At 58.3% G+C, this 13,299-nt stretch carries 14 protein-coding genes; 3 read left to right on the top strand and 11 right to left on the bottom strand.

The window, feature by feature from the left end:
• Nucleotides 1–14 precede the first annotated feature (14 nt).
• The gene (locus tag IB252_RS18075) at nt 15–1,211 is read left to right on the top strand and encodes an AAA family ATPase (RefSeq protein ID WP_192409793.1); all 1,197 of its coding nucleotides are present in this window, start codon (nt 15–17) and stop codon (nt 1,209–1,211) included.
• A gap of 597 nt (nt 1,212–1,808) precedes the next feature.
• Here the strand turns inward: IB252_RS18075 and IB252_RS18070 are convergent.
• The 4 genes from IB252_RS18070 to IB252_RS18055 all read right to left on the bottom strand — a co-directional run bounded on the left by IB252_RS18070 (nt 1,809) and on the right by IB252_RS18055 (nt 5,986).
• Nucleotides 1,809–2,591, bottom strand: a complete 783-nt coding sequence (locus IB252_RS18070) for a MetQ/NlpA family ABC transporter substrate-binding protein (protein WP_034148439.1) — start codon at nt 2,589–2,591, stop codon at nt 1,809–1,811.
• 254 nt (nt 2,592–2,845) lie between these two features.
• Nucleotides 2,846–3,775 (bottom strand): sigma 54-interacting transcriptional regulator, encoded by a 930-nt coding sequence (locus IB252_RS18065; RefSeq protein WP_192409792.1) that lies wholly within the window; start codon nt 3,773–3,775, stop codon nt 2,846–2,848.
• 71 nt (nt 3,776–3,846) lie between these two features.
• On the bottom strand, nt 3,847–4,428 hold the full coding sequence (locus tag IB252_RS18060) for an alpha/beta hydrolase (RefSeq protein WP_192409791.1): 582 nt from the start codon (nt 4,426–4,428) through the stop codon (nt 3,847–3,849).
• Nucleotides 4,429–4,912: 484 nt separating this feature from the next.
• Nucleotides 4,913–5,986, bottom strand: a complete 1,074-nt coding sequence (locus IB252_RS18055) for a fatty acid desaturase (RefSeq protein ID WP_192409790.1) — start codon at nt 5,984–5,986, stop codon at nt 4,913–4,915.
• A gap of 100 nt (nt 5,987–6,086) precedes the next feature.
• Here IB252_RS18055 and IB252_RS18050 point away from each other — a divergent pair, with 100 nt between their 5' ends.
• On the top strand, nt 6,087–7,091 hold the full coding sequence (locus IB252_RS18050) for an AraC family transcriptional regulator (protein WP_046052273.1): 1,005 nt from the start codon (nt 6,087–6,089) through the stop codon (nt 7,089–7,091).
• Here the strand turns inward: IB252_RS18050 and IB252_RS18045 are convergent, their stop codons facing one another.
• The 4 genes from IB252_RS18045 to IB252_RS18030 all read right to left on the bottom strand — a co-directional run bounded on the left by IB252_RS18045 (nt 7,092) and on the right by IB252_RS18030 (nt 9,798).
• Nucleotides 7,092–8,324, bottom strand: coding sequence for a type II toxin-antitoxin system HipA family toxin (locus IB252_RS18045; RefSeq protein ID WP_192409789.1), 1,233 nt, complete (start codon nt 8,322–8,324; stop codon nt 7,092–7,094).
• Nucleotides 8,317–8,565, bottom strand: coding sequence for a helix-turn-helix domain-containing protein (locus tag IB252_RS18040; protein ID WP_192409788.1), 249 nt, complete (start codon nt 8,563–8,565; stop codon nt 8,317–8,319). The genes IB252_RS18045 and IB252_RS18040 overlap by 8 nt, the downstream gene beginning before the upstream one ends.
• A 110-nt stretch (nt 8,566–8,675) precedes the next feature.
• On the bottom strand, nt 8,676–9,041 hold the full coding sequence (locus tag IB252_RS18035) for a response regulator (protein WP_111449508.1): 366 nt from the start codon (nt 9,039–9,041) through the stop codon (nt 8,676–8,678).
• Between the two features lie 70 nt (nt 9,042–9,111).
• Entirely contained in the window at nt 9,112–9,798 is a 687-nt protein-coding gene (locus tag IB252_RS18030) for a Crp/Fnr family transcriptional regulator (protein WP_192409787.1), read from the bottom strand.
• 84 nt (nt 9,799–9,882) lie between these two features.
• Here IB252_RS18030 and IB252_RS18025 point away from each other — a divergent pair, with 84 nt between their 5' ends.
• Nucleotides 9,883–10,401, top strand: a complete 519-nt coding sequence (locus IB252_RS18025; protein ID WP_192409786.1) for a DUF962 domain-containing protein — start codon at nt 9,883–9,885, stop codon at nt 10,399–10,401.
• A gap of 91 nt (nt 10,402–10,492) precedes the next feature.
• Here the strand turns inward: IB252_RS18025 and IB252_RS18020 are convergent, their stop codons facing one another.
• From IB252_RS18020 to cysT, 3 genes are read right to left on the bottom strand one after another with little or no spacing between them, the layout of a single operon-like run.
• A complete protein-coding gene (locus IB252_RS18020; RefSeq protein ID WP_102616212.1) occupies nt 10,493–11,482 on the bottom strand; it encodes a sulfate/molybdate ABC transporter ATP-binding protein in 990 nt (329 codons plus the stop codon).
• A gap of 3 nt (nt 11,483–11,485) precedes the next feature.
• The gene (cysW, locus tag IB252_RS18015) at nt 11,486–12,355 is read right to left on the bottom strand and encodes a sulfate ABC transporter permease subunit CysW (protein ID WP_111449511.1); all 870 of its coding nucleotides are present in this window, start codon (nt 12,353–12,355) and stop codon (nt 11,486–11,488) included.
• Nucleotides 12,356–12,367: 12 nt separating this feature from the next.
• Nucleotides 12,368–13,186, bottom strand: a complete 819-nt coding sequence (gene cysT, locus IB252_RS18010; protein WP_007899634.1) for a sulfate ABC transporter permease subunit CysT — start codon at nt 13,184–13,186, stop codon at nt 12,368–12,370.
• Nucleotides 13,187–13,299: the final 113 nt, after the last annotated feature.

The following is a 13,299-nucleotide window of genomic DNA, read 5'->3' as shown; positions in this document are numbered from 1 at the left end:
GCAGGAAGCTCCCCATGCTCAAAACCCTCGCGGTGGCCAATTACCGCTCGATCAATAAATTGGTGATTCCGCTGGGTCGCTTGAACCTGATCACCGGCCCCAACGGCAGCGGCAAATCCAACCTCTACCGCGCGCTGCGCCTGCTGGCGGAAACCGCTCAGGGCGGCGTGGTCAATGCGTTGGCCCGCGAGGGTGGGCTGGATTCGACCTTTTGGGCCGGCCCGGAAAACATCAGCCGACGGATGCGTAACGGCGAAGTCCCGATCGAGGCGAGCATACGGCACGGCGCCAAACGCCTGCGCCTGGGGTTTACCGGGGAGGACTTCGGATACTCGATCAGCCTCGGACTACCCGACTCCAACGGCCACTTCATGCTACCCGGGCACAGTTCACCCATTGCGTCACGTTTCAGCCTGGACCCGCAAATCAAACGCGAATGCGTCTGGGCCGGGCCGTTTTATCGTCCGGCGAGCCTGCTGGTGGATCGCGACGGGCCTATGATCCGCGCCCGAGCCAACCGCAGCTGGGAGGTGCTGGCCCAGCACACACCGACTTTTGACAGCCTGTTCGACCAGGTCGGCAGCTTGCGTACTTCGCCAGAGGTTCTGGAAATGCGCGAGTTCATCCGTCGCTGGCGCTTCTACGATCACTTTCGCAGTGACGCCGATGCCCCCGTGCGCCAACCGCAACTCGGCACCCGCACGCCGGTGCTGCACCACGACGGTCGCGACCTGGCGGCAGCCTTGCAGACCATCATCGAAATCGGCGACCCCGAGGCGCTGCAAGCGGCCATCAGCGACGCCTTCCCCGGCGCGAGACTGAACATCGAATCGCTGCCCGGTGGACGCTTTGCCATCGAGTTTTATCAGGAAGGCTTGTTGAGGCCCTTGTCGGCGGCCGAGTTGTCGGACGGGACGCTGCGCTATTTGCTGCTGGTCGCAGCGCTGCTGACGCCCAGGCCGCCGACGCTGATGGTGTTGAACGAGCCGGAGACCAGTTTGCACCCGGATCTGTTGCCGGCGTTGGCGCGGTTGATTATTCACGCTTCCGAGCAGTGTCAGGTGTGGGTGGTTTCTCATGCCCGGCGGCTGATTTCGGCGGTGCAGGAGGACCCGGAGTGCAATTGCATTGTGTTGGAGAAGACATTGGGACAGACGGGGATTGTCGGGCAGCGGATGCTGGATGAACCGGCATGGTATTGGCCGGATTGATCTGCGCCTGACAAAAAGCATTCGCGAGCAAGCCCGCTCCCACATTTGATCGGGGACGGACACAAATCTTGACGCAAAAAACTATCCTCCGCATTTGCTGCGGCAACGGAAGACGACTATTTTTCTTTGCGCTGTAGGAAGGATCTTTTTTTCGGATTACCCCTCCAAGGATGCACAGCTTTTGGCCAGACTCCCCGGCCGAACCATCACAAGGAAGAGAAAAATGGCTGACGTAAAAATGCCACAGCGGCTGGATCCGCAGGACATCGTGAAGTTGTTGATGGCGTTGCGCAGGGCGTTGAATACGCGGGGGTAATTAGAACCTCCCCCAACCCTAACTCTCTCCCAAGGGGCGAGGGGACTGACCGATGTGTTTGTTCGAAATTCTGCGACCTGCAATTCCGGGTCGAACTCAGGCTTTGAAAAGCACAAAGATCGGCTCCCTTTCCCCCTCTCCCCCGTGGGGAGAGGGCTGGGGTGAGGGGTGGTTCTAAAGCCAGACCAATGCTCGAAAATTTCCGTCCTCAAACAAAAAAACGCCGACGCTGTGTCAGCCGTCGGCGTTTGAAACCTTGAAGGGTTTGATGCTGCGTCGAATCAGAACGCCGGCAATACCGCGCCGCTGTACTTCTTCTCGATGAATGCTTTCACTTCCGGGCTGGTCAACGCTTTGGCCAGTTTCTGGATCGCAGCGCTGTCCTTGTTGTCCGGACGAGCCACCAGGAAGTTCACGTAAGGCGAATCTGCACCTTCGATCACCAGCGCGTCTTTAGCCGGGTTCAGACCTGCTTCCAGCGCGTAGTTGGTATTGATCATGTCCAGGTCGACCTGGTCCAGAACACGCGGCAGCATGGCCGATTCCAGTTCCTTGAACTTGAAGTTGTGGGGGTTCTTGGCGATGTCTTTCGGGGTGGCCAAGGCGTTTTTCGGGTCTTTCAACTCGATCAGGCCAGCTTTCTGCAGCAAGATCAGGGCGCGGCCGCTGTTGCTGCCTTCGTTCGGGATCGCGATGGTTGCGCCGTCTTTCAGCTCAGCCAGGGTTTTGACTTTCTTCGAGTAGCCGCCAAAGGGTTCGACGTGCACGCCGATCACGGTCACCAGGTTGGTGCCTTTGCCTTCGTTGAAGCTTTTCAGGTACGGCAGGGTCTGGAAGTAGTTGGCATCCAGACGCTTCTGGTCGACCTGTACGTTCGGCTGAACGTAGTCGGTGAAGACTTTGATTTCCAGGTCCACGCCTTCTTTGGCGAGGGTTGGCTTGATCAGTTCCAGAATCTCGGCGTGTGGAACCGGGGTCGCCGCCACCACCAGTTTCTCGCCAGCCTGGGCCAGGCCCGCGGTCAGGGCAGCCGCCAATGCGGTGAACAACAGAACCTTTTTCATGCAGTGTCCTTATCGAAAATCACGGTCGTCATCGACGACGGCTTGTTTAGTACAGGTGCCAGTGAAGTGCTATCGCTGGCGTGACGCGGACGATACCGGGATTTTTTATTCCCGAACAATATCTTTTATTCACTTTCATATTCCATTTTGTTCATACAGCTCTAACTCACGCATCTACCCGTAGGAGCAAAGCTTGCTCGCGATTCTGGCGACGCGGTCTGTCTGGAGAACGCTATCGCGGGCAAGCCTTGCTCCTACAAGAGCGCGGTGTTTTTGAGGAGTTGTTTCAAGGCTTCTTTCTCTGCGATGGAACCATTGCCGAGGATTTGCTTCAGTTGCCGCTCAATCTGCACCAATGACGCCGGCGCTTCAGGCAGATTCAAATGCTCGGGCAAAATCTCATCGCCGGTGCTGACCAGCAACGCAAAGTGAATGACGTTTTCCAGCTCCCGGGTGTTGCCCGGCCAACTGTGTTGCTCTAACAGATGCTGCGCGGCTTCGCTGATCAGCGGCACTGGCAGGTCCAGGCGCTGGCTATAGATGCCGAGGAAATATTCGGACAGCGACAGAATATCGCCCACTCGTTCACGCAAGGCTGGCAGTTCAAGCTGGCCTTCGCTGAGGTAGTGATAGAGCCGCTCATGGAATTTTCCGGCGGCCACCGCTTGGGCCAGGTCGATGCTGGTAGCCGCCACCAGGCGTACGTCCACCGGGCTGGGTTGGTGAGCGCCGACACGGGTGACTTCGTGGTTTTCCAGCGCCGCGAGCAATTTGATCTGGATCGGCAGCGGCAAGTCGCCGATCTCATCCAGGTAGAGCGTCCCGCCGTTGGCAGAACCGAACCAGCCCGCGCGACTGCTGGCCGAACCGCTGTAACTGCCAGCGGCATAACCGAACAATTCCGCATCGGCGTAGGTCGGACTGATCGCGCCGCAGTTGACCGAGACAAACAACCCGCCACGATCACTCGCACGATGGATGTGCCGCGCGAGCAACTCCTTGCCGCTGCCGGTTTCGCCACGGATCAACACCGAGATCGAGCGCGGCGCCAATAGCTCCAGCTCCTGGCGTAACTGACGGGAACGCGGATCGACAAACACCAGCGCCTTGGCGCGAATGCTCAGGGGACTTTTTTCGGCGTCGGGGAAAGTCAGCAATGGCTGACCGAAGGCTTCAAAACTCATGACAGACTCCCGCCCTAAACCGCCGGGAGACGGTGGGCGTATTTAAAAAACAAAAGCAAAAAAGAAAAGGTTCAAGCGCGGCGCAAAGCGTGGTGTTCCATTCGGTTTTGCAAGCGATAGAGATAAGCAAAACCCTGCTCCCAGCGTTGGTGACCGGACTTCACATTGATGTGCCCGGCACCCGACAAAATCCCCGCCTCGGCACCCCAGTTGCGCGCCAGCTCCATCGCACGCGGCGTGCTGACGGCGCTGTCGTTGTCGGAGCTGACAACCTGACTCGGGAACGGCAGCAGGTGGGTTGGAATCGGTGCGAAATTGCGCAGGGCCGGTGCGCAGGCCGCACGCTCGACGTCCGCCGGGGCGACCAGCAAGGCGCCGCGAACCTGACGCAAATACTGCACGGGCGCCGTGGCGGCCCAATGCGCGACAGTGATGCAACCCAGGCTATGGGCGATCAGGATCACCGGGGTGCTGTCGGCGGCAATCGCCTCAGCCAGTGCCGCGACCCAGTCTTCACGACGCGGCGTCAGCCAGTCGGCCTGTTCCACCCGCGCGCTATTCGGCAGGCTGTTCTGCCAATGGCTTTGCCAATGATCTTCTGGCGATCCTTGCCAGCCCGGCACAATCAGGTAGCGAATTGATTCGTTGCGCATGGGGGAACTCTCCTGCTGCGTGTCTGTTCCTGAGCAAGTATAGGGAGGAGAGTTATATCCGTTAAGGAATAAGAAGCTATTTATTAAGACCTATATGGAATATTAACTCTTCACTGATCGTTCCCATGCTCCGCGTGGGAATGCCTCAACGGACGCTCCGCGTTCGGCTCTAGATGGGACGCAGAGCGTCCCGGGCTGCATTCCCACGCAGGAGCGTGGGAACGATCACTTTACTGAGGACAAAAAAAAGGGACCGCACCCTGCCAAGGAGACGGCCCCGGAAACTCAACATTTGATAGCGCGATGATTGGCTGAAATGGTTATCTAATAAAGGAATATTTAATTACTTTGTTAGATCCAAAACACATATAACAATCAACAATACTGTAACCACCAAGCACCCTGCTTGCGTCATAACGTACCGCCCTTTTGGGTCAGATTGATGACGGGCGCCTTTGCCGTTTTGAGTTTCCGGACACATCGATCAAGCCTGAGCGGCACACACCTCCTGCGCCTCTGTTGCTTCCTTGCGCACAAATCGATTCGCACGCCCAAACGTCCCGAAATCATTGAACCGCACGCCCATCTCGCGCATCACTTTATGCGCCACCGACACGGTCATCTGACGGATGTAAAACGGTTCCTTCACCACAAAATGATGAATCCCGTGCGTGCTGCCGAAGTTGAAGCAGAACGCCTGCAACGGCCACATCCACCACGGGTTCAGCACCTGGGTCTGCTGGATCACATTGCCCGGCTCCACGTCACCGTAGTAGTGCATGTTCGAGCTGACGAAATGCAGGCAAAAGGTACGCAACACGTTCGGGCCGATGATCACCACGGCAGCGATATCGATCACCTGCATCACCGCCAAAGTAGTCGCCGACCATTGGATGGGCGCCCCTAGCAGATGCGCAATGCCGTTGGCGGTGTGAAAACCGAGGAACACGTACCAGGCTCCCCAATGCGCCAACGCCAGCGGTGCGTAAACCCTCAGAAAACGTTTGATGATGCTGAATTTATGCGCCCAGGTCCTGGCCCGCAGCATACGAATGAACGCCGACATCACGTTGTCGCCGACCATCAACAGCCGCGCAAAACCCCAAGGTTCGCCGTTGGTAATGGCGCGCTCTTCCATGTCGGATTCTGTGCCGGAGACTTTGTGATGATTGAGGTGCAGATGCCGACGAATCCACGGATTGATCGTACTCGGCCGCGCCAGCCACACCAGTCCCATCATCAGGTTGTGCGGCACGCGCTGTTTGCGGAAGTACATGCTATGAATCAGGTCGTGTTCCAGCTCGTGGGTCAACGAGGCAAAAAATGCATTGAGCAACAGGCATGCCCACCATGCCATGTGCCCGGTCATGTAGAGCGTCGCCGAGCCCATCATGCCGACCAGCGCGAAGGCCAGAATGCCCGCGCCCAAGGCGTCCTGATGGTTGAGAATCGGGTAGCGCTGACGCAGTTCGACCCCCTTGGCCAGCACCACTTGGCGAATATGCGCTGATCGCTGAGCAACATTCAGTCGCTGGGGACTTGCAGAAGTACCATGCATGCTTCCATCCTCTGGTTATTGATGTTCGCATCCTGCCTTGTGAGCCCTCGCAAAGCGGTAGCCGTGAACGCCAACCTGTTGACCGGAAGCGCCAATCAGCATGACTGAACCGACCTCCCTCGCCAGCTGGACCCGCGCCCTGCGCAAGCAACTCGATGCGCTGGGCCTCGACAGCACTGCCCTGTGCCAACAGGCGGGGCTCGACCCGCAACTGATGGACGACCCGAACGCCCGTTACCCGTTGTCCGGTACCACGCGCCTGTGGGAAATCGCGGTGCAAGTCAGCGGCGACCCGGCGATTGGTTTGCGGGTATCGCGCTTCGTCAGCCCCACCACGTTTCACGCACTCGGTTATGCGCTGGTAGCCAGCGGCAGTCTGCGAGAAGTGTTCGAGCGCATCGTGCGTTATCACCAGGTGGTCAGCGATGCCCTGGACCTGGAACTGACTCGCGCCGAAGACCGCTACCGTTTCCGCCTGAAAATCCCGCCAGGCAATCCGGCCCCGGCCTTCGAAGCCATCGACGCCTTCACGGCGATTTACGTACGCACCTGCCGCAACCGCCTGGGCCGCGATTACGCCCCGCTGGCGGTGTACCTGCGGCGTCCGGAACCGGCGGACCCGCATCAATGGCACAAAGTCTTCCGCTCACCGGTGTACTTCGCCGCCGATGAAGACCGACTGGAATTCGCCGTCGTGGACTTCGACAGCCACCTGGACGACGCCAACCCGGAACTGGCCGAGCACAACGAAACCGTGCTCAAACGCACCCTCGCCCAACTCAAACCCCTGACCTGGGAACGCAAGGTTCGCGACGCCATTGAGGAGCAATTGCCTGAAGGCGAGCCCAGCGCCGAACACATCGCCCAAGCCCTGCACCTGAGTTTGCGCAGCCTGCAACGGCATCTGGCGGACGAAGGTTGCAGGTTCGATACGCTGCTCAACGAGAGTCGCGAGAACCTGGCGCTGCTGCATTTGCGCGATCCGCAATGCTCATTGAGCGAGATCAGCTATCTGCTGGGATTTGCCGACACGAGCAGCTTCAGCCGCGCGTTCAAGCGCTGGACCGGGATGACACCGGGGCAGTTTCGGGATGGGTTGCGGTGATCAGCTTTTGACCAAGCTGCGGACTACACCTGATTCCCACTGCTCGATCATCGCTTCGCCAACCCTGGCAAAGGCGCCATTTCCCCTGATGTAATCAACCATTTCCGCCTTCGCGACATCCATTCCATGAGCGACTTGCTGCAGCAGTTCATTGCACCGTCCCTCGGTCAGGTTGCAAGCCGACCGACCAAAACGCATCAGCATTTTGTATTTGGGCCACGCCTTTGATCCGCCTAACAGCAACGCCATACTGTCTGCCTTGATGTAGACCGAAGTCGTGACGATGTCATAGGCCGGAGCCAGTCTGATTTGCGCATCAGCCCCGCAATGTTCGTACAGCACACCGAAGTTCTTGAGGTGAGCATCGCCATTCTTCAGAGCGGACGACAACGCCACTATTTTGAAAAAAGATTCCAGGGCGTCATTGAGCAATGGCGGGGAGACAAACTCCTTGATCTGCCTCGCGGCACCTTCGTACGAACCATCGTATTTGGCCTTCGAAGGCCAGGCATTGAGCACGCAGAAATCCTCAAAGCCCAGATAACCTCTTTCATTCAGATCGAAACGTTCGACGACCAGAAATTTACCGTGATCGCTCAGTTCGAAAACCGGCACTTCAAGACCCGAATGCAGCGCAGCCCTCATGCAGAAGTATTCGTTGGCAGCAAGTTCCGGGTATTCATCTGGCCGAAACGATTTGACCAGATGCGTTGCTCCTCGATGGGTCAATCGATCGACAGTTGTTGCACTGTCACGGATAAGCACCTTCGGCTGCACACCGGAAACGCCCGAATATTGGCCATAAGTGTGTAGCAAGTCTTCGAACAAACCTTGCGCACCGTCATGAACCAGCAGATCCGCAAGGCTGGTTTCTGGTAGCCGGTAACTCGCCTCTTGCGCGTTTTTAATCCCCACTCGCCCAAGCTGGTGCGGGCCGACGATCGCCAACATCGCGAAGTCGTCAAACCCTCGAATCGCCTTGCTGAAGCGACGAGTCAATTCATCGCGCAGAGAACCTTCCGGTAGATTCATTTCAAAAACCGGCGGTACACCTCGCTCCCACGTGTAGCTCTCGAGGCGAGCGGGCATGGTCAACGAGACCGCGTTTTCTTCCAGCGCGTCTTCGGCGTAGGCAAACACTGAATCAACGCGAGACTGACCACGGCCCAGGGTTCCGACCGTTGTGCCGGAAACACTGATGTGCAGCCTGTCCTTTTCCTGCTGCTCATCCATGGAAGTTCACCTTTTTGAGGGTGTCCAGCGTAGGACGCGTCGACCGCCGCGGCATGGCCGTCAGTTCGTACCCGAAGCCATTGAGGATCGCTTCAACCTTGCGCAGGCCAATTTCGGAAATAGTGTTGTTCTCGATACCCGAAATCGTGGAACGGCTCATGCCGTACTGCTTGGCCAGGTCTTGTTGAGACATCTTTCGTTCTTTGCGCAGCAACCTGATCAGTTCGCCGAGGTTTTCCATCTCACCCACCTGCATCATATACAGTGCATATTTACTGAAATTACCTATTTGCATTGTATTTAATGCATAAACAAGTCGAAGTCTAGCTCATTGATTGATCGGAACCGGTCTCAGCGCCCCCGATCCCGCCGCAACAACTTGCGCACCCGCTTCACCAGTTCACTCACGGCAAATGGCTTGAGCAGGTAATCATCCTCATGCAACTCCAGATCGCGCAGGCGATCCTCAATGCCGTCCCTGGTGGTCAGGAACAGCACCGGCGTGTCACCGAGCTTGCGGATCTGCTGCAGCAACTGCCAGCCATTGAGCCCGGGCAGCATCACGTCGAGGATGATCAGCTCGTATTCGCCAGACTCGATGAAACGGCGGCCATCCATACCGTTGACTGCCACATCGACTGAGTAACTTGCCTCGTTCAGACCTTTAGCCAGGAGTTTGGCGGTCTCCGGTTCGTCTTCTACTAACAGCACTCGCATGGCACACCTCGATTGTCGTCATCACAGGCTAGGCGCCTTCGCGTCCAAAGCCCACCCCTAATGCCGGGTTTCAGATAATCGCCAACATTCGCAACCGTTGTGCATCCAGAATCTCGATCTCGCCGTACCTGAGATTCACAATCCCCTGCCCCTGCAAGTCCTTGAGAATCTGGTTGGTGGTCTGGCGCGACAGCGAGAGCATCGACGCCAATTGTTCCTGGGGCAGTTGCAACACCCGTCGCGGCGGGTCGATTTCGCCGTAACCCTCGGCGATCATCAGCAAGCGATGAGCCAGTCGAGCGGCGGTTGGCATCAGGCTCAGCTGTTCGAGATTGATGAAGGTCAGGCGCAGTTTCTGGCTCATCAGCAACGCCAGTTGCCGCCAGTACGCCGGTTGCTCATCAAGCAACCTCAGCAGCACGGTTTGCGGGATGTGCAACAGGACGCAATGACCCAGACCGAACGCATCATGAGTGCGCGGCTGACTATCAAACAGACAGATTTCGCCGAACCAGTGGGGCGACTCCACCAGGCTCAACAGCGCCTCCTTGCCCTGCTCGCTCACTGCGCCGATGCGCACCGAACCTTCGATTACCGCGTACAGCCCGCATGGTGGATCGCCGCGTTTGAACAGCCGCTGGCCTGGCGACAACCGCCGCACCCTGGCGGCGGCCAGCAGACTATCCTGTAAAGGAACAGGTAAATGGCTGAACCACTGCCCTTTGTCCAGCCGCGAACGCCAAACCTGCATGTCCATGAAAACTCCTGGAGATTGTCGCCTGCCTGACAGAGCAAAATGTGGACCCGGGGCATGATCCATCACCCAACAGGAGGAACAACAATGAAAAGCCTCGTCGACCATCTCAGTCAATACGCCGCCTACCACCGTGACCCGCGCAATATTGCCAGCCACTTTATCGGTATTCCGCTCATTGTGGTGGCGGTTGCGGTGTTGCTCTCGCGACCCCAATGGGTCGGAGGCTGGGTTTCACCGGCGGTGCTGATTGCGCTGGCGTCGGCGTGGTTTTACTTGCGCCTGGAATTGCGCCTCGGGGTGTTGATGACCGTGTTGCTCGGCCTGTGCATTTGGGCAGGTCAGGTTCTTGCGCAGCAAAGCACGCTGATCTGGCTGGCAAGCGGCATCGGGATGTTTGTGGTGGGTTGGGCGATTCAGTTTGTCGGTCATCACTACGAAGGACGCAAACCGGCGTTCGTCGATGATGTGACGGGGTTGATTGTCGGGCCGTTGTTTGTGGTGGTTGAGCTGGCGTTTTTGCTGGGGTTGCGGCGGGAGCTGAAAGAGCAGATCGAGGCGCGGGTTGGGGGCGTGCGGGTCAATCCGAATCGCGCGGCGGTTTAGACCGCAATCGCCAGCAGGCTGGCTCCCACAGGGTATTTGTGTCGATCACAGATCCAATGTGGGAGCCAGCCTGCTGGCGATGCTTTTTGCTTTAGAGGTTGGCGAGTTTCTGCCAGACCTTCGGCTTGAAGAACAGCGTCTCGCCCTTCGCCAACCCGATCAGGCTGTCGTGATCTTTCACCACTTCAGCTTCGATCAATTCGCTCTGGCCTTCGACCTTCAGCGTCACCCGTGTCGTCGCGCCCAACGGGCGAATATCCCGCACCTCGGCGGCGTGGTGATCCTCCAGCTCATGACGCGACAGCGACACTTCGTGAGGACGGAACAGCACATGGTTGTCGTCACCCAGATGCAACCGGTTCGAGTCACCCAGGAAGTGATAAACGAAATCGCTGGCCGGGTTTTCGTAGACGTCGCCCGGTGAGCCGATCTGCTCGATCACGCCCTTGTTCATCACCACGATGCGGTCGGCGACTTCCATCGCTTCTTCCTGGTCGTGGGTCACGAACACCGAGGTCAGGTTGATGTCCTCGTGCAGGCGTGCCAACCAGCGACGCAGTTCTTTACGGACCTTGGCATCAAGGGCGCCGAAGGGTTCGTCGAGCAGCAGGACCTTCGGTTCCACCGCCAAGGCACGAGCCAAGGCAATACGCTGGCGCTGACCGCCAGAGAGTTGTTCCGGGTAGCGATCCGACAGCCAATCCAGTTGCACCATGTTCAGCAGCTCGTGGACTTTCACCGCGATCTGGCTTTCGCTCGGGCGCTGGTTTTTCGGCTTCATGCGCAGGCCGAACGCGACGTTGTCGAACACGGTCATGTGGCGGAACAGCGCGTAGTGCTGGAACACGAAACCGACGTTGCGATCACGCACATCGTGGCCGGAGACGTCTTCACCGTGGAACACGATGTTGCCCTGATCCGGGGTTTCCAGACCGGCGATGATCCGCAGCAGCGTGGTTTTACCGCAACCCGAGGGGCCAAGCAGCGCCACGAGTTCGCCGCTTTGAATGTCCAGGCTGATGTTGTCCAGCGCCTTGAACGCGTGAAAATTCTTGCTGACGTTACGCACTTCAATCGACATGACTTATTCCTCCGCGGCGCTGGCGCGCAGGCGGTTAATACGGTTTTCGCTCCACTGCTTGAGCAGCAGGATGAAGAGCGCCAGGATCAGCAACAGGCTCGCCACAGCGAACGCGGCCACGTGGTTGTATTCGTTGTAGAGGATCTCGACGTGCAGCGGCAGGGTGTTGGTCACCCCGCGAATGTGCCCAGAAACCACCGACACCGCACCGAACTCACCCATGGCCCGCGCCGTACACAGCACCACGCCGTAGATCAGACCCCATTTGATGTTAGGAACGGTGACGTGCCAGAACATCTGCCAGCCATTGGCGCCGAGCAGGCGCGCGGCCTCTTCTTCCTGTGTGCCTTGTTCCTGCATCAGCGGAATCAGCTCGCGCGCCACGAACGGCACGGTGACGAAGATCGTCGCCAGTACGATACCCGGCAAGGCGAAGACGATCTGGATGTCGTGATCCTGCAGCCACGGCCCGAACAGGCCCTGGGCGCCGAACATCAACACATAGACCAGACCGGCGATCACTGGCGAAACCGAGAACGGCAGGTCGATCAGCGTGACCAGCATACTTTTGCCACGGAACGAGTACTTGCTCACGCACCATGCAGCGCTGACGCCAAACACCAGGTTAAGCGGCACCGAAATCAGCACGGCGATCACCGTGAGTTTCAGGGCCGACAAAGCGTCGGGTTCGAAGATCGCGGTGAAGAACGCACCGATTCCGAGCTTCAGGCCCTGAGACACCACGATCACCAGGGGCAGCAACAGGAACAGGGTGAACACCAGCCAGCCAAGGCCGATCAGGATTCGCCGCGATGAAGCACTGCCACGGCGGGCGGCGTTCGAGGAAGCAGCAGCAATAGACGATTGGGACATTTCTGCGCCTCCTTATGGGGTTTCGATGCGTCGTTGCAGCAAGTTGATCAGCAGCAACAGGACGAAGGAAACCACCAGCATCAGTACACCAATGGACGTGGCGCCGGTGTAATCGTACTGGTCGAGTTTGACCATGATCAGCAACGGCAAAATCTCGGTTTTCATCGGCATGTTGCCAGCAATGAAAATCACCGAACCGTACTCGCCGACCCCGCGGGCAAAGGCCAACGCGAAACCGGTCAGCCAGGCTGGCAACAGCGCGGGCACCAGAATATGGCGGAAAACCTGCAACGGTTTTGCACCCAGGCATGCCGCCGCTTCTTCCACTTCACGCGGGATATCGGCCAATACTGGCTGTACGGTACGTACTACGAATGGAAGTGTCACAAAAGTGAGGGCAAGGGTGATGCCGAGGGGGGTATACGCGATCTTGAAACCCAGGTCCGCTGCAAACTGACCCACCCAACCATTGGGCGCGTATAGCGCAGTCAGCGCGATACCGGCCACGGCGGTGGGCAATGCGAAGGGTAAGTCGATCATCGCATCGATGACTTTGCGTCCAGGGAAGGTATAGCGCACCAGCACCCAGGCCAGCAGCGTGCCGATGATGCCGTTGATGATCGCGGCATAGAGCGCGGTGCCGAAGCTGAGCTTCAACGCCGCCAGCACCCGTGGCGCCGAGATAATTGCCCAGAACTGGTCCCAGGTGAGTTGAGCGGCATGCACGAACATCGCCGCCAGTGGAATGAGCACAATCAGGCTGAGGTACACCAAGGTGTAGCCCAGCGTCAGCCCGAAGCCGGGTATGACGGGGGAGATACGACGCGACATAAAAGTCCTTGGTTGATAACGCGCTAAGCCCCGACAACAAGATCGGGGCCGTTGGCTTATGCCTGGCAGTCAAGGACTGAACACTGCAACCCCTGTGGGAGCGAGCCTGCTCG

The organism is Pseudomonas sp. PDM10 (genome assembly GCF_014852295.1).
GTDB lineage: Bacteria > Pseudomonadota > Gammaproteobacteria > Pseudomonadales > Pseudomonadaceae > Aquipseudomonas.
The sequence above is the reverse complement of the archived record's forward strand: the minus strand, read 5'-3'. Positions and strand labels throughout refer to the sequence as shown.

Coding starts and splice junctions, on each gene's coding strand:
- IB252_RS18040 (WP_192409788.1), bottom strand. CDS start 8,565: ATGGAAAACCTCGGCGAACTGATCAGGTTGCTGCGCAAAGAACGAAAG.
- IB252_RS18050 (WP_046052273.1), top strand. CDS start 6,087: ATGACTGAACCGACCTCCCTCGCCAGCTGGACCCGCGCCCTGCGCAAG.
- cysT (WP_007899634.1), bottom strand. CDS start 13,186: ATGTCGCGTCGTATCTCCCCCGTCATACCCGGCTTCGGGCTGACGCTG.
- IB252_RS18030 (WP_192409787.1), bottom strand. CDS start 9,798: ATGGACATGCAGGTTTGGCGTTCGCGGCTGGACAAAGGGCAGTGGTTC.
- cysW (WP_111449511.1), bottom strand. CDS start 12,355: ATGTCCCAATCGTCTATTGCTGCTGCTTCCTCGAACGCCGCCCGCCGT.
- IB252_RS18035 (WP_111449508.1), bottom strand. CDS start 9,041: ATGCGAGTGCTGTTAGTAGAAGACGAACCGGAGACCGCCAAACTCCTG.
- IB252_RS18075 (WP_192409793.1), top strand. CDS start 15: ATGCTCAAAACCCTCGCGGTGGCCAATTACCGCTCGATCAATAAATTG.
- IB252_RS18070 (WP_034148439.1), bottom strand. CDS start 2,591: ATGAAAAAGGTTCTGTTGTTCACCGCATTGGCGGCTGCCCTGACCGCG.
- IB252_RS18045 (WP_192409789.1), bottom strand. CDS start 8,324: ATGGATGAGCAGCAGGAAAAGGACAGGCTGCACATCAGTGTTTCCGGC.
- IB252_RS18065 (WP_192409792.1), bottom strand. CDS start 3,775: ATGAGTTTTGAAGCCTTCGGTCAGCCATTGCTGACTTTCCCCGACGCC.
- IB252_RS18020 (WP_102616212.1), bottom strand. CDS start 11,482: ATGTCGATTGAAGTGCGTAACGTCAGCAAGAATTTTCACGCGTTCAAG.
- IB252_RS18025 (WP_192409786.1), top strand. CDS start 9,883: ATGAAAAGCCTCGTCGACCATCTCAGTCAATACGCCGCCTACCACCGT.
- IB252_RS18060 (WP_192409791.1), bottom strand. CDS start 4,428: ATGCGCAACGAATCAATTCGCTACCTGATTGTGCCGGGCTGGCAAGGA.
- IB252_RS18055 (WP_192409790.1), bottom strand. CDS start 5,986: ATGCATGGTACTTCTGCAAGTCCCCAGCGACTGAATGTTGCTCAGCGA.